Genomic DNA, 18,099 nt, shown 5'->3' with positions numbered 1-18,099 from the left:
CAGTTGCACACGGGTCACGCACCACGGTCTACCGGATCAGGGGCAACCGCGAGGGCGAAACCCGCAAATTGATCACAACCGAATACGGACCCTAGTACTCCAGCAGGACTTCGACGTTTCGCCTGATCAGACGGCTGCGCGGTGAGTGTAGTGGGCTGGCGTCCGTCAGGGGCGGTCTTCATGGGACCGCCCCTCGATCGCGTGCAGCCGGCGTTGGTAGTGACAGCGACGGGGGCAGCTTCTCCCCGTGATCAACGAGCCTGCAGCCGAGAGCTGGGACCGCGAACTCGAAGACCTCTTCCTCCGTGTCGGCCACCGATTCAGCCGCGTGGAGCCGCGTCGCCGGATGCGGGACTACATGCGCGGCCTGCTCGGCCCGGTTGGCCGCAAGAACGGATGGCAGCTGGCCGAATACGCAGGTCACGCCACCCCTGATGGCCTACAGCACCTGCTCGCAGGTTCCCGGTGGGACGCGGACGAGATCCGCGACGAACTCCAGCAGTACGTCGCCGAACGCCTCGGCGAGGACGGCGGAGTCCTGATTGTCGACGACACCGGCTTCGTCAAGAAGGGCTCCACCTCGGCGGGTGTGCAGCGCCAGTACTCCGGCACCGCCGGCCGCACCGAGAACTGCCAGATCGGGGTCTTCGCGGCCTACGCCTCCGCCCGTGGCCGTGCCCTGGTGGACCGGGAGCTCTACCTGCCCAAGTCCTGGACCGATGACCGGGACCGCTGCCGCGCGGCCAGGATCCCCGAGGAACGCGAGTTCCGCACCAAAGGCGGCCTGGCCAAGGCCCTGGTCCTGCGCGCACTCGCGTCGCCTCTGCCCGTCGCCTGGGTCACCGCGGACTCGGCCTACGGCCAGGAGGGACGCTTCCGGCGGCTGCTGGAACAGTCCGGCGTCGGCTACGTCCTGGCAGTGCCCAAGTCCCAGTTCAGTGTGGGATGTCCACGCATCGACCGGCTCTTCGCCCAGGCGCCGGCCGAAGCCTGGGAGCGGATCTCGTGCGGCGACGGTGCCAAGGGGCCGCGCGTCTACGACTGGGCGGCCATCCAGTTGCCGGCCGTGGCCGAGTTCGACTACCAGGACGAGAGCCTGGTCCGACGCCGGTGGGCGTTGGCTCGCCGCAGCCCGAGCAAGCCGGACGAGATCGCCTACTACCTCGCCTACTCACAACTCGACACCACTGTCGACGAGTTGGTGCGGATCGCCGGGATGCGCTGGGCGATCGAGGAGTGCTTCCAAGCCGCGAAGAACGAGTGCGGTTTGGACCAGTACGAGGTCCGCCGCTACACCGGCTGGATGCGGCACATCACCCTGGCCATGCTCGCCCACGCGTTCCTGGCCGCGATGGCAGCAGCTGCGGCTTCAAAGGGGGCTGCAGAAACGGTTCCCGCACCCTGGTCGACCTCACTGCGGCAGAGATCCGGCGGCTCCTGGCAGCTGGCCGTTCCCACGACCCGAGTCCGCCACAGTGCTCAGCCCGCACTCACGCCTTGAACTGGTCCGCCTGGCGCCGACAACGCCAGGCCGTCGCCCGTCGCTGCCACTACCAACGCCGGCTGCACGCGATCGAAGGGCGGTCCCATGAAGACCGCCCCTGACGGACGCCGGCCCACTACACTCACCGCGCAGCCGTCTGATCAGGCGAAACGTCGAAGTCCTGCTGGAGTACTAGTACTGAAGCGACTTGTAGGTCAGGAACTCCTCCAGCCCGTGTCGGCCCAGTTCACGGCCGAGCCCGGAGTTCTTGTAACCGCCGAACGGGGCCAGCGGGTTGAACCGGCCGCCGTTGAGGTCGACCTGGCCGGTGTCCAGCCGACGGGCGAAGGCGGCGGCGGTGGCGGTGTCCGCGGCCCAGACGCCGCCCGCCAGGCCGTAGTCGGTGCCGTTGGCGATCTCGACGGCGTGGTCCTCGTCGCGGTAGGCGAGCACGGTGAGGACCGGGCCGAAGACCTCCTCCTGGGCCACCGCCATGTCCGGGGTGACGTCGGCGAGGACGGTCGGCCGGACGTAGAAGCCGGCCGGGAGTCCGGCCAGCGGCTCCGGGCCGCCGGCCACCAGCCGGGCGCCCTGGGCGAGCGCGCCCTCCAGATGGCCGCGCACCCGGTCCAGCTGCCGGGCGTTGACCAGCGGGCCGATCCGGGTCTGCGGGTCGGCCGGGTCACCCGGCACGTACTTCTCGGCGGCCTTGGCGGCGATCGCGAGCGCCTCCTCGTACTGGTCCCGGTGCACCAGCAGCCGGGTCCAGGCGCTGCACGTCTGACCGGAGTTGGCGAACACGTTGGCCACGTTCACGTTCACCGCCCGGGTCAGGTCGGCACCCGGCAGCACCACGTTGGCGGACTTGCCGCCGAGCTCCAGCGCGACCCGCTTCAGCCCGCGCCCGGCCGTCTCGGCGACCTCCCGGCCGACGGCGGTGGAGCCGGTGAAGGACACCACGCCCACCTCCGGATGGGCGGCGAGTGCCGCGCCCGCGACCGCTCCGGTGCCGGTCACCAGGTTGAACACCCCGGCGGGGAAGCCTGCTTCGTGCACCAGCCGGGCGGACAGCCGGGCCACCAGCGGGGTGTCCTCGGCCGGCTTGAGGACCACCGGGCAGCCGGCCGCCAGCGCCGGGACGACCTTGGCCACGATCTGGTGCAAGGGGTAGTTCCACGGCGTGATCGCCGCGACCACCCCGGCCGGCTCGGCGAGCACCACCGAGTTGCCGATCCGCTCCTCGAAGGGGTGCTCGGCCAGCAGGGTCAGGTAGGAGGTCGCCACGGTCAGCGGCAGCCCGGCGTGCACGGCCCCGGCGAAGCCGACCGGGGCGCCCAGCTCGGCCACCACGGTCGCGGTGATCTCGCCCTGGGCCTCGGCTATCCCGTCCCGCAGCCGGGTCAGCAGCGTGAGCCGCTCCTCGCGGGTGGTGCCGGCCCAGCCCCGGGCCGCCCGGCGGGCCGCCGCCACCGCGGCGTCGACATCGGCCGCCGCGCCCGCCGGCACGGTGGCGAGCACCTGCCCGTTCGCCGGGTTCAGCACGGTGATCGACCCGGAGTCCCCGGAGGGCCGCCAGGCGCCGTCGATGTACTGGTCGCCGTACTCCGCGTATTCCTGCTGCTGCACGGGTCGTCCTCTCAGCTGGTCAGCCGTCTTAACTAACAGTGCTAGTCGAGAGCTCAGTCAAGGCGGCCGGACGGCCGCGCGCAAGAGCCGACCCCGCCGCCGCACCGCCGCCGCCCGCCACCAGCCCTGCCCCGAAACAGAGTTGACGGCGCGCCCGCCGAACGCCCGAGCCGGACACCCGGCCCACTCCTCGCCGACTCCCCGGCCGACTCACCGCCGACGGCCCGTCATACCGACCCGTCGGCTCCCAGACCGGGACACAAGGGGACGGGTGCCACCGGGCCGGCCGGGGTCCCCTCCGGCGGCGGACCCACGGGTTCCGCGATTCCACAATTCAAGACGCGAAAGGCCTCCTCATCGCCCGGGCACCCGCTGTAGATTGCAGCGAACTCCGTGGTGGGGCCTACTGTCGGTGGGGGGTCGAGTCGTGTACGGCCGGTGGCCCGGCTCGTCCCCGTGGCCGGGAAGGCTCTCACCGCGCCGAGGTGAGGCTCAGAATCCGCAGGTCATCCGTACCGCTAAGGAGCATCCCGTGACCGACACCGCGTTGAAGGGCGAATCACAGCAGCCCGGCGAACCGACCGTGTTGGAAGACGTCCCGGGATGGTTCTGGGACCACGACCGGCACTCCTTCGAGTGGTTCCTCGGCCGGCAGGCCAAGCAGGGGGTCACGGGCGACCTGATGGAGATGGGCGCCTACCTGGGCCGCAGCGCCATCGTGATAGGCGAGCACCTCCGGCCCGGCGAGACCTTCACGGTCTGCGACCTCTTCGATTCGGACGCCCCGGACGAGGAGAACTCCACCGAGATGTCCATCTCCTACCGCAAGACCCTCACCCGGTCGGCCTTCGAGACCAACTACCTGGCCTTCCACGAGGAACTGCCGGAGATCATCCAGGCCCCGACCTCGGTGCTCGCGGGCGGACGGGTCGCGGCCGGGGCGTACCGCTTCATCCACATCGACGCCTCGCACCTCTACGAGCACGTGGTGGGCGACCTCCAGGTGGCCCGGACCGCACTGCAGGAGCAGGGCGTCGTGGTGCTGGACGACTACCGCTCCCAGCACACCCCCGGCGTCGCCGCCGCGACCTGGGAGGCGGTGTTCAACCACGGCCTCCGGCCGATCATGCTCACCGAGTGCAAGTTCTACGGCACCTGGGGCGACCCGGAGCCGTTCCAGCGCGACCTGCTCGACCGGGTGGACCTCGCGGCCGGCTGTCACCTGAGCACCGAGACCCTCAACGGTCGGCAGCTGCTGCGGATGACCGGCAGCTCGGAGGGCATCCGGCCGTTCCGCGGCTCCCGCTACCTGCAGCGACTGGGCGGCAGGCAGCCGGAGTCCCGCGGCTCGCTCCGGACGGCCCAGGACGAGGCCGCGCTCGAGCTCGCCGTCCGCCGCGCCCGCGCCGCCGAGGCGCGCCGCCCGGTCAACGTCGCCAAGCGCGCCGCCAAGGACCTCCTGCCCCCGGTCGTCGCCTCCGCGATCCGCCGCGCCCGCCGCGGCTGACCGGCCCCGCCACTTCTCCGCCCAGCCCCACCCCACCCCACCAACGCCGAAGGGCCGGTCGGACAACCCGACCGGCCCCTTCGAAGCACGTACCCGCTCAGACCCGCGAAGGCTCCGCAGCCCCGGCGGCGGCCTCAGCCGCCGCCTCGGCCTCCAGCTCACGACGCACCTCGGCCAGCGAGGGGTTCGCCCAGGCGCTCGCGACGCCCCAGCGGTAGAACGCCAGCCCGATCGCGGCCACGATCAGCAGGTCCCAACCCTCCGGCAGGTAGCCGTGCCCGCCGAAGTCGGCACTGCCGGCCCAGGAGGTCCCGGCCATCACGAACAGGTAGCCGACCATCCAGGCACCCGCCTTCAGGTGCGGCTTCAGCTCGGCGAACGGCTTGCGCAGCTCGTACCAGGCCCAGATCGGCAGACCGGCGGCCATCAGCAGGATGACCTTGCCGGTGAGCGGCCAGCGGGCCCAGTACAGCACCAGCGAGCCGAAGACCATCGCGACCGGAGCGATCACCGGCATGGCCTTGAGCTTCACCGGCCGCGCCAGGTCCGGGGCGAGGCGGCGCAGCGCCATCACGGCGACCGGGCCGGTGATGTACGAGATCACGGTGGCCACCGAGACGATCTCGGCCAGCGAGCCCCAGCCGCGGAAGACCGCGAGGAACAGGAAGGCGACCACCAGGTTGAGCAGCAGCGCGGGGCGCGGGATGCCGGTCTTGGCGTCGACCTTGCCGAAGATCTTCGGCAGGTGGCCGTTCTCCTGCACGCCGTGGATCATGCGCGAGGTGGTGGCGGCGTAGATCATGCCGGTGCCGGACGGCGAGATGAAGGCGTCCGCGTACAGCACGATCGCGAGCCAGTTCATGCCCCAGGCGATCGCCAGGTCCGCCAGCGGCGAGGTGTAGGCGAGGTTGCTCCAGCCCTGCGACAGGTCGCCGGCCGGGATGGCGCCCAGGAAGGCGATCTGCAGCGCGACGTAGATCACCAGGGCGATCAGGATCGAGCCGATGACGGCCTTCGGCAGCGACTTGCCCGGGTTGCGGGCCTCGCCGGCCAGGTTGAGCGGCGACTGGAACCCGTTGAAGGCCCAGACGATGCCGGAGACGGCGACGGCGGTGAACACCGCGCTCCAGCCGTTCGGCGCGAAGCCGCCGTGGTCGGTGAAGTGCGCGGTGTCGAAGTGCGCGAAGAGCAGCGCACCGGCGGTCAGCGTCGGCACGACGACCTTGAACACGGTGATCGCCGTGTTGGTCTTGGCGAACAGCGTGATCGCGAACCAGTTGAGGGCGAAGTAGATGACGAGCAGCACGCTCGCCAACGCCACCCCGCTGAGGGTGAGCTCCTTGCCGTCGTACAAGCCCTTGGCCCAGCCGAAGTGCCAGGAGCTCATGTACTGGACGGACGCGGTGGCCTCACCCGGGATGACCGAGACGATGGCGATCCAGTTGGCCCAGGCAGCCAGGTAGCCGGCCAGCGAGCCGTGCGAGTACTGGCCGTACCGGACCATGCCGCCGGCCTTGGGGAACATCGAACCCAGCTCGCTGTACGTGAGGGCGATGGTGAGCGCCACGGCGGCGCCGATCACCCAGGCGAGGATCGAGGCGGGGCCGGCCAGCTTGGCCGCCCGCTCGGCACCGAACAGCCAGCCGGAACCGATGATCGACCCCAGCCCGACCGCTGTCAGGCTGATCGTGCCGAGCGATCGGCGGTAGTTCTGGTGTGATGCCGTCGACGAATCGGGCTCACTCAACGTATCGGTCCTCTCGCTCGGGGTTCAGCGGATGGTGTCGGTGCTTTTACGGTTTTGAGTCGGTATTCCGGACAAACCCCAGCAGCCTATGGTTCGAAATGGGGCGAAAACCTCAGGGGAAGCTCAAACCGCCCGATCGTTGCCATCTCGTGTCCGGTTTTCGGACCCTTCGGACCGCTCAGCGAGACCGACGCCACACCGCCGACCGGCAGTGGATCAAGGGGGAGGGCCGGCCGGGGCCGGAAAAAGGAAATTCCCCGTGGGATCCTTTCGGATTCCACGGGGAATTTCGGTTGTGTCCGAGGGGGGACTTGAACCCCCACGCCCGATAAAGGGCACTAGCACCTCAAGCTAGCGCGTCTGCCATTCCGCCACCCGGACAGGGTGTGTGCTTCGGGGGCTTTTCTCTCGCCCCCTCGGCGACAGAGAGAACATTACCAGGGTTCTGGAGTGCTTCTCACCTGCGTTTCCTCGGCCCCGACGGCGCCCCCCAGTCCCGACCCCCACCGCCCCGCCCCCACCCACGCCCCCACCCACGACGCCACCCACGGCTCCGCCCCCACCGGTACGCCCGGCCTGCCCGGACTGGCTGGAACCCCTCGCGTACGCGCTCGAATCCCGTCCGAAGCGGTGGTGAGCGCGAAGCAAACGATCGGTTCTGCCCCCACCAACGATCGAACCCGGTCGGAACCGATCCGACACGGGCAACTTGTCGACGCTGCCCCGGCCGCACCGACCGCTCTCCTAGCCTCTGTGGACCGAGGGCGCCATGAGCGGATCGCCTGATTCCCGGATCGCGGACGTAGCTGACGAAGCGGACGAAGGGCGGCTGGACGTGGAGCAGATCAGCGGGGCGGCGAAGGCCGAGTCGAGACCCGGCAGCCGGGCCGGCGGGCGGCAGTCCGCCGGCGGTCCCGTCGAGGGCGTGTGGCGTTTCCGGGTGCCCGCCGTCGAGGCCTCCGTGCCGCGCACCCGCCACGCGGTGCGCGACCGCCTGCTGGCCCAGGGCATGGCCGGGGTGCGCTACCAGGAGCTGGTGGACGACGTGCTGCTGATCGTCTCGGAGCTGGTCGGCAACGCGGTGAAGCACGCGGCCGAGCTGTCACCCGAGGTGACCACCGAGCTGTCGGTGCGCCGGGGCTGGGTGCGGGTCTCGGTCGAGGACGGCGACCCGTACCGGCCGAAGGCCCTGGAGAGCGACACCGGCCGCACCGGCGGTCGTGGCCTGCTGCTGGTGAAGAGCATCACCCTGCAGGCCGGCGGGGTGTGCGACGTCGAGCACACGGGGGAGGGCGGCAAGGTCATCTGGGCCTCGCTGCCCGTCCCCCCGGAGCCCGGGCACTGACGGCGGCCCCCACGGGGGTGCGGCCGCTACCAGTCCCGGCCGGCGATCTCCCGGATCCCCGGCAGCGCGGCCTCGAAGACGGTCTCGAACCAGACCGAGAACGGCCGCTCGGCCCGCAGCTCGCGCAGTTCCTGGGCGGTGACGAAGGCGACGTCGTCGACCTCCTCCGGGGCCGGCTCGACCGGTGCGGTGACCAGCCCGACGAACAGGTGGTTCCACTCCCGCTCGATCAGCCCGGTGGCCTCGTCCGGCAGGTCGTAGCGGACCGTCCCGGCCTCGCAGAGCAGCGCCGGTGCGACCCCCAGCTCCTCGGCGGTGCGCCGGGCGGCGGCGACGAACGGCCGCTCGTCCGGGTACGGGTGCCCGCAGCAGGTGTTCGACCAGACTCCGGGGGAGTGGTACTTGCTGAGCGCCCGGCGCTGCAGCAGCAGCCGGCCCTGGCGGTCGAAGAGGAACACCGAGAAGGCCCGGTGCAGCCGGCCCGGCTGTTGGTGGGCCCAGAGCTTCTCGGCGGTGCCGATGGTGACGCCCTCGTCGTCGACCAGTTCCAGCAGGATCTCGCTGCCCGAGGGGGCGGCGGAGGCCCGGGGATCGGCCGTCACGTCTGTCTCCACGTCCAGACCGGTGTCGATCTCGGCGGCGAAGTGGGTCGGGTCGGTCGGCGGACTCTGGGGCATGGGGCCTCTTTCGGGAGCGGGAGCAACGGGAGCATCGGGTGCGTCGTGCGGCACCTGGTGGGGTGCACGGGACGCAGCGGGGGCACCGGCGCCGGCGTCGGGCTCCAGTCTGCCGTATGGGTGGCGGTCCGGACGGGTCCCACGCACAACCGGGCGGATCATGGCCCGGGGGCGTCCCGATCCGTGCAGGGAACGGTCCGGGACGCCCCCGGAAGGGTCATTCGTCCCGAAGGCCAGTTCGGTATCCGTTCCAATCCTGTTCGATCACCGCTCCTCCACTCCGCCGTCACCTCACCGCCTCCGGCCGGGTTCGGGCGGGTCGTCCGGGTCGCCTACCATCGCTTACGACACGCTGCCCGGATCTGTGCCGGTCCGGCGCGCCGCCGCCGGGCCCGGCCGAACGCCGGCCCGGTGGGCAACAGCGCCGCCGGGCCCGTCGGCACATCCCCGCGCGCACAGCACGACGCTCGACGGATCAGGAGACCCCGCATGATCGGCCTCGTTCTGGCAGCCGGCGCCGGCCGCCGGCTGCGCCCGTACACCGACACCCTGCCCAAGGCGCTGGTGCCGGTCGACGGGGAGCGGACCGTCCTGGACCTCACCCTCGGCAACTTCGCCGAGGTCGGACTGCGCGAGGCGGCGATCGTCGTCGGCTACCGCAAGGAGGCGGTGTACGACCGCAAGGACGCCCTGGAGAACAAGTACGGCGTCAAGCTCCACCTGGTCGAGAACGACAAGGCCGAGGAGTGGAACAACGCGTACTCGCTCTGGTGCGCCCGCGACCTCTTCGCCGAGGGCCTGCTGCTGGCCAACGGCGACACCGTCCACCCGGCCTCGGTGCAGCGCACCATGCTGGAGGGCAACCGGCGCCTCACCGAGAACGGCGCGGCCCCCGGCATCCTGCTCGCCCTCGACACGGTGAAGAAGCTCGCCGACGAGGAGATGAAGGTCGTCGTCGACCCGGCCGCCGGAATGCGCCGGATCACCAAGCTGATGGACCCGGTCGAGGCGACCGGCGAGTACATCGGCGTCACCGTGATCAACCCGGCCGCCGCCGCCGACCTCACCGACGCGCTGCGCGCCACCTACGAGCGCGACCCGCAGCTGTACTACGAGGACGGCTACCAGGAGATGGTCGACCGGGGCCTGCGGATCGACGTGCAGCCGATCGGCGAGGTGTCCTGGGTCGAGGTCGACAACCACGACGACCTGGCGAAGGCGCGGGAGATCGCGTGCCAGTACTGACCCGACTGGTCCCGTCGCCGCTGTTCGCCGAGATCCGCCCGGGCGCGTTGGACGCGCTCGGCGGCATCCTGGCGGACCAGCGGCTGTCGGCCTCGGGCCGGATCGCGGTGGCGATCAGCAACGGCTCCGGCGCCGCGATGCGCGAGCGCCTGGAGCCGGCCCTGCCCGGCGCCGACTGGTTCAACGTGGACGACGGCAGCCTCGACAGCGCGGTGCGCTTCGCCGAGGAGATGCGCGGCAAGCACTACGACGCGGTCGTCGGCCTCGGCGGCGGCAAGATCATCGACGCCGCCAAGTACGCCGCCGCCCGGGTCGGCCTGCCGGTGGTCGCGGTCGCCACCAACCTGGCCCACGACGGCATCTGCTCGCCGGTCTCCACCCTCGACAACGACGCCGGCCGGGGCTCCTACGGGGTGCCGGGCCCGATCGGCATCATCGTCGACCTGGACGTGATCCGGCAGGCCCCGCAGCGCTTCGTGGCGGCCGGGATCGGCGACGTGATCTCCAACATCTCGGCCTGCGCGGACTGGGAGTTGTCGCACGCCGTCACCGGCGAACCGGTGGACGGACTGGCCGTGGCGATGGCCCGCTCGGCGGGCGAGAACCTGCTGCGGCACCCAGGAAACATTCAGGACCAGGACCTCCTGACGGCCCTCGCGGAGGCCCTGGTACTGTCCGGCATCGCGATGAACATCGCGGGCAGCACCCGGCCCTCGTCGGGCGCCTGCCACGAGATCTCGCATGCCCTGGACGTGCTGTACCCCAAGCGTTCCGCCCAGCACGGCGAACAGGTTGGCCTCGGCGCCGCGTTCGCCAGCTTCCTGCGGGGCGAGCGCGAGCTGACCGGTCTGATCGTGGAGCGCCTGGCGAGCCACGGCCTGCCGGTGACCGCGGCTCAGATCGGTTTCACCGAGGCGGAGTTCACCGAGGCGGTGCACTACGCTCCCAACACCCGCCCGGGGCGCTTCACCATCCTTGAACACCTCGACCTCTCCCCTTCCGCAATCAGGGACGCGTACGCCGACTATGTCCAAGCCGTCAACAGCTGACCCCTCCACCGCGGGCGCCGAGCGGCCCCCGGTGGACCTGACCCGCCGGCCCTCGATCGAGGAACTGCGCGCGGTGATCCACCCGGAGGGCATGCTCCAGCGCCGCAGCGCCGAGCACTGGGCCGGGCGCCTGTACATGCGGAAGATCTCGCTGCGGATCACCCGCGTGCTGTCCACCATGACGGCGATCACGCCCAACGGCCTGACCTACCTGATGATGCTCACCGGCATGCTGGCCGGCGCCGCGCTGGTCGTGCCGGGCATCACCGGCGCCGTCCTGGGCGCCCTGCTGATCCAGGTCTACCTGCTGCTGGACTGCGTGGACGGCGAGGTGGCCCGCTGGCGCCGGCAGACCTCGCTCACCGGCGTCTACCTGGACCGGGTCGGCCACTACGTGTCCGAGGCGGCCCTGCTGACCGGCCTCGGCCTGCGCGCGACCGACCTGCTGCACCGCGAGGGCAGCGGCTCCCACTGGGAGTGGGCGTTCCTGGGCACGCTGGCCGCGCTCGGCGCGATCCTGATCAAGTCCGAGACGGACCTGGTGGACGTGGCCCGCGCCCGCAGCGGCATGACGGCCGTCGAGGACAGCGCCTCGGTGCCGCGCTCGGCCTCGGTGGCCAAGGCCCGCCGGGCCGCCTCGCTGCTGAAGTTCCACCGCCTGGTCGGCGCGGTCGAGGCCTCGCTGTTCATCCTGGCGGCCGGGATCGCCGACACCGTGCACGGCGGGCTGTTCTTCACCCGGCTCGCGGTCGTGGTGCTGGCCGCGATCGCCATGCTGCAGACCGTGCTGCACCTGCTGAGCATCGTCCTCTCGAGCAGGCTGCGGTGAACGAGATGAACGAGCGGAGCGAGTCCATGATCGAGAGGTGCGCACGGGCATGAGCACTTCCACCACCGCGGCGGACTTCCGCCTCGGCGTCGTCATCATCACCATGGGCAACCGGCCCGCCGAGCTGAACGCCCTGATCGAGTCGGTCCGCGCCCAGGAGGGCCCGGCGGTCGAGTTCGCCGTGGTCGGCCAGGGCGTCGAGCTGCCCCCGCTGCCCGCGGACGTGCGCACCGTCGCGCTGCCGGAGAACCTCGGCATCCCGGGCGGGCGCAACGTCGGCATCGAGCTGTTCGGGCCGCACGGCCGGGAGGTGGACGCCGTCCTCTTCCTGGACGACGACGGGCTGCTGCCGCGCACCGACTCGGCCCGCCTGCTGCGCGAGGCCTTCACCGCCGACCCGGAGCTGGGCATCGTGTCCTTCCGGATCGAGGACCCGGACACCGGTGTCACCCAGCGCCGGCACGTCCCCCGGCTGCGCGCCAGCGACCCGCTGCGCTCCTCCCGGGTGACCACCTTCCTGGGCGGCGCGAGCGCCGTGCGCTGCAAGGTGTTCGAGCAGGCCGGGCAGCTGCCCGCCGAGTTCTTCTACGCCCACGAGGAGACCGACCTCGCGTGGCGCGCCCTGGACGCCGGCTGGGCCATCGACTACCGGGCGGACGTGGTGCTGCACCACCCCGCCACGTCGCCGGCCCGGCACGCCGCCTACTTCCACAACGTGGCCCGTAACCGGGTCTGGCTCGCGAGGCGGAACCTTCCGGCCCCGTTGATGCCTCTCTATCTGGGAACCTGGTTTCTGCTGACCCTGGCCCGACGCCCCTCCGCGGAGGGGCTGAAGGCCTGGCTGGGCGGATTCCGGGCGGGCTTCCGCGAACCCTGCGGTCCGCGGCGGCCCATGCGATGGCGGACCGTCTGGCGACTGACCAGGATGGGCCGACCTCCGATCATCTGATTGGATCGAGAGATCGATCGCCGCGGCCGGTGACCACACACCGGCCGGAACCTCCCCCGTGATCCCAGTGGATCCCCATCGGCGCAAGGCCGGCGGACCCCCGCCGACCGGCCGCCCCGACAGATCCCGCGCGAAGGACGAATGTGTCGACAGTGAGTGAACCCGTCAGCCTCTCAGCCCCGAGGGGGGCGGACGCGGGCCTGACCCCCAAGCAGCTTGCGGACAAGTACGGCCTGTCGGTGAGCGGTGCCCGGCCCGGACTGTTCGCCTACACCAAGCAGCTCTGGGCCCGGCGCCACTTCATCTGGGCCTTCGCCACCGCCCGCCTGGTGGCCCAGTACACCGACGCCAAGCTGGGCCAGCTCTGGCAGGTCGTGACACCGCTGCTCAACTGCGGTGTGTTCTACCTGGTCTTCGGCGTGATCCTGAAGAGCAAGGAAGGCTTCCCTCAGGGCACCTACATCGCCTGGCTCTGCATCGGTGTCTTCGTCTTCCAGTTCACCCAGAACGCCGTGCAGTCCGGCACCCGGGCGATCTCGGACAACCTCGGCCTGATCCGCGCGCTGCACTTCCCGCGCGCCTCCCTGCCGATCGCCTTCACCGTGATCCAGCTCCAGCAGCTGCTGATCTCGATGGTGGTGCTGGTCGTCACCGTGCTGGCGGCCGGCATCACGCCGGGCTCCACCTGGCTGCTGATCATCCCGGCGCTGCTCCTGCAGACGATGTTCAACACCGGCGTCTCGCTGATCATGGCCCGGATCGGGGCCAAGACCAGTGACATCTCCCAGCTGATCCCGTTCGTGATGCGGGCCTGGATGTTCCTGTCCGGCGTGATGTTCAGCATCCAGGACCGGGTCCACAGCTGGCCGCACTACATCCAGGTGCTCTGCAACATCAACCCGGCCTCGGTCTACATGGACCTGCTGCGCCACGCCTTCGCGCCGATCATCTACAACAAGCACCAGCCCGTGCACCAGTCGCTGCCGGCGCACCAGTGGACCTACGGCATCGCCTGGGCGGTCGGCATGTTCGTCATCGGATACGTCTTCTTCTGGAAGGCCGAGGAGGAGTACGGCCGTGGCTGACACCGACCTGAGCAAGCGCGACACCGTTGCGGACACCAAGGTGGCCCGCGAACCCACCGTCGTCGTCGACGACGTGCACATCGTCTACCGGGTGCACGGCGCCGGCTCCGGCAAGGGCAGCGCCACCTCGGCGCTGAGCCGCATCATCAGCCGCAAGCGCGCCGCCGGCGTGCGCGAGGTGCACGCGGTCAAGGGCATCAGCTTCACCGCCTACAAGGGCGAGGCCGTCGGCCTGATCGGCTCCAACGGCTCCGGCAAGTCGACCATGCTGGCCGCCATCGCGGGCCTGCTGCCGACCGAGAAGGGCGGCATCTACACCAACGGCCAGCCCTCGCTGCTGGGCGTCAACGCGGCCCTGATGAACGAGCTGAGCGGCGAGCGCAACGTCGTCCTGGGCTGCCTGGCGATGGGGATGTCCCCGGCCGACGTCCGGGCGCGCTACCAGGACATCGTCGAGTTCTCCGGGATCAACGACAAGGGCGACTTCATCTCCCTGCCGATGCGCACCTACTCCTCCGGCATGGGCGCCCGGCTGCGGTTCTCGATCGCCGCCGCCAAGACCCACGACGTGCTGCTGATCGACGAGGCGCTGGCCACCGGTGACCAGGCCTTCCAGCAGCGCAGCAAGAAGCGCATCGACGAGCTGCGCGGCTCCGCCGGTACGGTCTTCCTGGTCAGCCACGACAACAACTCGATCCGCGAGGTCTGCGAGCGGACCATCTGGATCGAGGCGGGCGAGCTGGTCATGGACGGCCCGACCGAGGAGGTCGTCGGCCGGTACGAGCGCGGCGAGCGCCCGTAGCCCCGAAGAGTCCTGGCACTGAAGGGCCGGCCCCGGAACACTCCGGCGCCGGCCCTTCGGCGTGCCGCCGCCGGGCAGGCCCTCCCCCGGGTGGCCCGCCGCCGCGGGGGTGAGCGCCACCGTGCGCCGGGCGGGGCGCTCTTCTCGGGCGCGGCGCGTGGTGTCAGGCTGGGGGCGCGGGGGTGGTGTGCCGTAGGTGACGCCCGCGCTCGGACGCGTGTCCGAGTCGGACCGGTGGTACCGAGCGGTGTAGAACGGGGGAGTGACTGCAGTGTCGGCTTCGGCCCAGCCCAGAGATACGCCGGTGAACCCCTCCGCGGGACAGACCCTGGAGAAGGCGGGGGCGGAGAACTTCCCGGTCGCCCCCTTCTTCCTGCCCGCGGCCTGGCGCGGCGACCTGATGGCCGTCTACGGCTTCGCCCGGCTGGTCGACGACGCCGGTGACGGCGACCTGGCCGACCCGGCCGCCACCGCCGCCGTGCTCGGGCTCGAACGGAGGCCCCCCGCCACCCCTTCGGCCCAGTCCGGCCCGCCGAGCCCGGCGGAGGTCTCCTTCCGGCTCGCCCTGCTCGACGGACTGGAGCGCGACCTCGACCGGGTGTTCGAGACCGCCCTGCACTCCGGCGGCGCCGAGCGGCCCCGCCACCCGCTGATGAGCGCCCTCGTCCCGGTGGTCGAGCGGCACGCCCTGACCCCCGAGCCGTTCCGCCGTCTGATCGAGGCCAACCGGGTGGACCAGACCACCGCGCGTTACGCCGGCTACGAGGACCTGGTCGGCTACTGCACGCTCTCCGCCGACCCGGTCGGCCGCCTGGTGCTCGCCATCGCGGGCGTCTCCACCCCCGAGCGGATCGCCCTCTCCGACGCGATCTGCACCGCCCTCCAGGTGGTCGAACACCTGCAGGACGTGGCCGAGGACCTCTCCCGCGGCCGGATCTACCTCCCCACCGAGGACCTCGAACGCTTCGGCGTCTCCGAGGAGGAGCTCGCCGCCCCCAGCGCGACCGGAGCCGTCCGGGAGCTGATCGCCTTCGAGGCCGAACGGGCCCGCACCCTGCTCGACCGCGGCGCACCATTGGTAGGTACGGTTCGGGGGAGGCTTCGACTGCTCCTGGCGGGATTCACCGCAGGCGGCTACGCGGCCCTGGCGGCCATCGAGGACGCCGGGTACGACGTGCTCGCGCAGCAGGCGAAGCCGGACAAGCGCCGCCTCGCAGCGAAGGCGGCGGCCATCTTCGCGAAGGGAAGGTGAACGCCCGAGTGGCGGCATCACCACTGGCGTCGGCCCCGGTCATGGCGGCGTACCGGTACTGCGAGGCAGTCACCGGACTGCAGGCACGCAACTTCAGCTACGGCATCCGCCTGCTGCCCGAGCCCAAGCGGCTGGCCATGTCGGCCCTGTACGCGCTGGCCCGCCGGGTCGACGACATCGGCGACGGCGACCTCCCGGCCGACCGCAAGGCCGAGGCGCTGGTGCGCACCCGGGAGCTGGTGGACGAGGTCCGCTCCGGTGCGGTCGCCGAGGACGACACCGACCCGATCAAGGTCGCCCTGGCCGACGCGGCCCGGCGCTTCCCGATCCCGCTCGGCGGCTTCGACGAGCTGATCGACGGCGTCGAGATGGACCTCAAGGGCGCCGAGTACCAGACGTACGAGGAGCTCAAGGTCTACTGCCGCTGCGTGGCCGGTGCCATCGGCCGGCTCTCGCTGGGCGTCTACGGCTGCGACGACCCGGAGCGCGGGGCGCACTACGCGGACACCCTGGGCCTGGCCCTGCAGCTCACCAACATCCTGCGCGACCTGCGCGAGGACGCCCTGACCGGCCGTACCTACCTGCCCACCGAGGACCTGGTCCGGTTCGGCTGCGAGCAGGGCTTCGCGCTGCCCAAGCCGCCGGTCGGCGCCGACTTCACCGGACTGGTGGCCTTCGAGGCCGCCCGCGCCCAGGCCGCCTTCGAGGAGGGCCTGCGACTGCTGCCGATGCTCGACCGCCGCAGCCGCGCCTGCACCGCCGCGATGGCCGGGATCTACCACCGGCTGCTCGGCCGGATCGCCGCCGACCCCGAGTCGGTGCTGCGCGGCCGGGTCTCGCTCCCGGGCTGGGAGAAGGCGTACGTCGCGCTTTCCGGGCTCGCCGGGGGGCGTTCTTGATTCTCGCCACGGTTCTGTCACGCTGTGTCAGCGGGGAATCACATCAGGGTGGGAGCGTGTTGGCCACGGTGCCGAGCACGACAGTGCCGGCCACAGCGACCGCCGCCGGGCGGTCCAGCGACTGCGAGGGGGAGGGTTGATGACCGGGCGAGCCGATGCCGCGCGCCCGGCCGCCGTCGTGGTCGGCGGCGGCCTGGCCGGAATCACCACCGCACTGCGACTGGCCGAGGCCGGCCATGACGTCACCCTCGCCGAGGGGCGCCCCCGGCTCGGCGGCCTGGCGTTCTCCTTCCAGCGCGGTGACCTGACCGTCGACAACGGCCAGCACGTCTTCCTGCGCTGCTGCACCGCCTACCGCGGCCTGCTGGAGCGCCTCGGTGCCACCCGGATGACCCACCTCCAGGACCGCCTGGACGTCCCGGTGCTCTCCGTCAGCGGCCCCGCCGAGGCCCCGGTGCGCACCCTCGGCCGGCTGCGCCGGGCGGGCCTGCCCGTCCCGCTGCACCTGGCCGGCAGCCTCGCCCGCTACCCGCACCTGTCCGCGGCCGACCGGGCCCGGGTGGTCCGCGGGGCGCTCGCCCTGAAGGACCTGGACCTCGCCGACCCGGCGCTGGACGGGCTCTCCTTCGGCGAGTGGCTGCGCCGCAACGGGCAGAACGCCGCCACCACGGCCGCGCTCTGGGACCTGGTCGGCGTCGCCACCCTGAACGCCCGGGCCGACCAGGTCTCGCTGGCGCTGGCCGCGATGGTGTTCAAGACCGGGCTGCTCTCCGACCCGGGGGCCTCCGACATCGGAATCGCCGACGTCCCGCTGGGTGTGATCCACCACGACCGGGCGCTCGCCGAGCTGGAACGCGTCGGTGTGCGGGTGCTGCTTCGCGCTCGGGTCGCCGAGCTCAAGCCGGCCACCCCCCAGCACGCCGTCCGGCTGGAGGGCGGGGAACTGCTCACCGCCGACACCGTCGTGCTGGCCGGTGCCCAGGACACCGCGGTCGCCCTGCTGCCGCCGGGCGCCGTCCCCCACCGCCTGGCGGACCTCGGCACCACCCCGATCCTCAACGTGCACGTGGTCTACGACCGCAAGGTGCTGCGCCGGCCGTTCTTCGCCGCGCTCGGCAGCCCGGTCCAGTGGGTGTTCGACCGCACGACCCACTCCGGCCTGGCCGGCACCCCGATCGGCCGCGCCCACCCCGGCGCCCAGTACCTGGCGCTCTCGCAGTCCGCCGTCCAGGACGAGATCGACCTGCCGGTCGCCGAACTGCGCGACCGCTACCTGCCCGAGCTGGCCCGGTTGCTCCCGGCCGCCGCCGGCGCCGAGGTGCTGGACTTCTTCGTCACCCGGGAGCGCACCGCCACCTTCGACGGTGTCCCCGGCAGCGCCGCACTGCGTCCGCCGGCCGCCACCGGCGTTCCCGGGGTGCTGCTGGCCGGCGCGTGGACCGCCACCGGCTGGCCCGCGACCATGGAGGGCGCCGTGCGCAGCGGTCACGCCGCCGCCGACGCGGTGCTCGCCGCGGCCGGCGCCCGGGTGCCCGTGGACCGGGCCGACGGGCGGTGGCCGAGGTGACGGCGGGCCCCGTCGCCGGGGAGCCCGCCAGAGCCGA

Annotated in this window: 15 protein-coding genes and 1 tRNA gene; 12 read left to right on the top strand and 4 right to left on the bottom strand. The window is 71.7% G+C overall.

Going from position 1 to position 18,099, the window contains the following annotated elements; all coding sequences use genetic code 11:
- Positions 1-247 precede the first annotated feature (247 nt).
- Positions 248-1,501, top strand: a complete 1,254-nt coding sequence (locus ACZ47G_RS36740; protein ID WP_465750362.1) for an IS701 family transposase — start codon at positions 248-250, stop codon at positions 1,499-1,501.
- 174 nt (positions 1,502-1,675) lie between these two features.
- Here ACZ47G_RS36740 and ACZ47G_RS36735 read toward each other — a convergent pair whose 3' ends face one another.
- A complete protein-coding gene (locus tag ACZ47G_RS36735; protein ID WP_465750360.1) occupies positions 1,676-3,109 on the bottom strand; it encodes an aldehyde dehydrogenase family protein in 1,434 nt (477 codons plus the stop codon).
- Between the two features lie 532 nt (positions 3,110-3,641).
- Between ACZ47G_RS36735 and ACZ47G_RS36730 the strand changes: the two genes are divergently transcribed.
- A complete protein-coding gene (locus tag ACZ47G_RS36730; RefSeq protein ID WP_465750358.1) occupies positions 3,642-4,616 on the top strand; it encodes a class I SAM-dependent methyltransferase in 975 nt (324 codons plus the stop codon).
- A gap of 97 nt (positions 4,617-4,713) precedes the next feature.
- Here ACZ47G_RS36730 and ACZ47G_RS36725 read toward each other — a convergent pair whose 3' ends face one another.
- On the bottom strand, positions 4,714-6,363 hold the full coding sequence (locus ACZ47G_RS36725) for an APC family permease (protein ID WP_465750356.1): 1,650 nt from the start codon (positions 6,361-6,363) through the stop codon (positions 4,714-4,716).
- Positions 6,364-6,659: 296 nt separating this feature from the next.
- Positions 6,660-6,744, bottom strand: a tRNA-Leu gene (locus ACZ47G_RS36720).
- 388 nt (positions 6,745-7,132) lie between these two features.
- Here ACZ47G_RS36720 and ACZ47G_RS36715 point away from each other — a divergent pair.
- A complete protein-coding gene (locus ACZ47G_RS36715) occupies positions 7,133-7,708 on the top strand; it encodes an ATP-binding protein (protein WP_465750354.1) in 576 nt (191 codons plus the stop codon).
- A gap of 26 nt (positions 7,709-7,734) precedes the next feature.
- On the opposite strand, the gene idi is transcribed toward ACZ47G_RS36715, so the two are convergent.
- Complete coding sequence (gene idi, locus ACZ47G_RS36710; RefSeq protein WP_465750352.1) at positions 7,735-8,385, bottom strand: isopentenyl-diphosphate Delta-isomerase; 651 nt, start codon at positions 8,383-8,385, stop codon at positions 7,735-7,737.
- Between the two features lie 489 nt (positions 8,386-8,874).
- Here idi and ACZ47G_RS36705 point away from each other — a divergent pair, with 489 nt between their 5' ends.
- From ACZ47G_RS36705 to hpnE, 9 genes are all read left to right on the top strand, one after another.
- Positions 8,875-9,630 (top strand): phosphocholine cytidylyltransferase family protein, encoded by a 756-nt coding sequence (locus tag ACZ47G_RS36705; RefSeq protein WP_380453258.1) that lies wholly within the window; start codon positions 8,875-8,877, stop codon positions 9,628-9,630.
- The gene (locus ACZ47G_RS36700) at positions 9,618-10,679 is read left to right on the top strand and encodes an iron-containing alcohol dehydrogenase family protein (protein WP_380453256.1); all 1,062 of its coding nucleotides are present in this window, start codon (positions 9,618-9,620) and stop codon (positions 10,677-10,679) included. Before ACZ47G_RS36705 ends, ACZ47G_RS36700 begins: the two co-directional genes overlap by 13 nt.
- A 91-nt stretch (positions 10,680-10,770) precedes the next feature.
- Positions 10,771-11,508: a CDP-alcohol phosphatidyltransferase family protein gene (locus tag ACZ47G_RS36695; RefSeq protein WP_465750375.1), complete on the top strand. Its 738-nt coding sequence runs from the start codon at positions 10,771-10,773 to the stop codon at positions 11,506-11,508.
- 49 nt (positions 11,509-11,557) lie between these two features.
- Positions 11,558-12,457: a glycosyltransferase family 2 protein gene (locus ACZ47G_RS36690; RefSeq protein ID WP_465750349.1), complete on the top strand. Its 900-nt coding sequence runs from the start codon at positions 11,558-11,560 to the stop codon at positions 12,455-12,457.
- 143 nt (positions 12,458-12,600) lie between these two features.
- Positions 12,601-13,542 carry an ABC transporter permease gene (locus ACZ47G_RS36685; RefSeq protein ID WP_465750347.1) on the top strand — a complete coding sequence of 314 codons (942 nt, stop codon included), beginning with the start codon at positions 12,601-12,603 and terminating at the stop codon, positions 13,540-13,542.
- Positions 13,535-14,344 (top strand): ABC transporter ATP-binding protein, encoded by an 810-nt coding sequence (locus ACZ47G_RS36680; protein WP_465750345.1) that lies wholly within the window; start codon positions 13,535-13,537, stop codon positions 14,342-14,344. Before ACZ47G_RS36685 ends, ACZ47G_RS36680 begins: the two co-directional genes overlap by 8 nt.
- A gap of 304 nt (positions 14,345-14,648) precedes the next feature.
- A complete protein-coding gene (gene hpnC / locus ACZ47G_RS36675; protein ID WP_465750343.1) occupies positions 14,649-15,596 on the top strand; it encodes a squalene synthase HpnC in 948 nt (315 codons plus the stop codon).
- Between the two features lie 41 nt (positions 15,597-15,637).
- On the top strand, positions 15,638-16,495 hold the full coding sequence (gene hpnD, locus ACZ47G_RS36670; RefSeq protein WP_465750373.1) for a presqualene diphosphate synthase HpnD: 858 nt from the start codon (positions 15,638-15,640) through the stop codon (positions 16,493-16,495).
- Positions 16,496-16,634: 139 nt separating this feature from the next.
- A complete protein-coding gene (gene hpnE / locus ACZ47G_RS36665; RefSeq protein WP_465750341.1) occupies positions 16,635-18,062 on the top strand; it encodes a hydroxysqualene dehydroxylase HpnE in 1,428 nt (475 codons plus the stop codon).
- Positions 18,063-18,099: the final 37 nt, after the last annotated feature.

The organism is Kitasatospora sp. NPDC030952, assembly GCF_055571335.1.
Note: the sequence above shows the minus strand (reverse complement) of the source record. Positions and strands in the feature narration are given on the sequence as shown.

Bases quoted from the DNA above. Each gene is read 5' to 3' on its own strand.
- idi (WP_465750352.1), bottom strand. From the start codon at position 8,385: ATGCCCCAGAGTCCGCCGACCGACCCGACCCACTTCGCCGCCGAGATC.
- ACZ47G_RS36705 (WP_380453258.1), top strand. From the start codon at position 8,875: ATGATCGGCCTCGTTCTGGCAGCCGGCGCCGGCCGCCGGCTGCGCCCG.
- ACZ47G_RS36695 (WP_465750375.1), top strand. From the start codon at position 10,771: ATGCTCCAGCGCCGCAGCGCCGAGCACTGGGCCGGGCGCCTGTACATG.
- ACZ47G_RS36690 (WP_465750349.1), top strand. From the start codon at position 11,558: ATGAGCACTTCCACCACCGCGGCGGACTTCCGCCTCGGCGTCGTCATC.
- ACZ47G_RS36715 (WP_465750354.1), top strand. From the start codon at position 7,133: ATGAGCGGATCGCCTGATTCCCGGATCGCGGACGTAGCTGACGAAGCG.
- hpnD (WP_465750373.1), top strand. From the start codon at position 15,638: ATGGCGGCGTACCGGTACTGCGAGGCAGTCACCGGACTGCAGGCACGC.
- hpnE (WP_465750341.1), top strand. From the start codon at position 16,635: ATGACCGGGCGAGCCGATGCCGCGCGCCCGGCCGCCGTCGTGGTCGGC.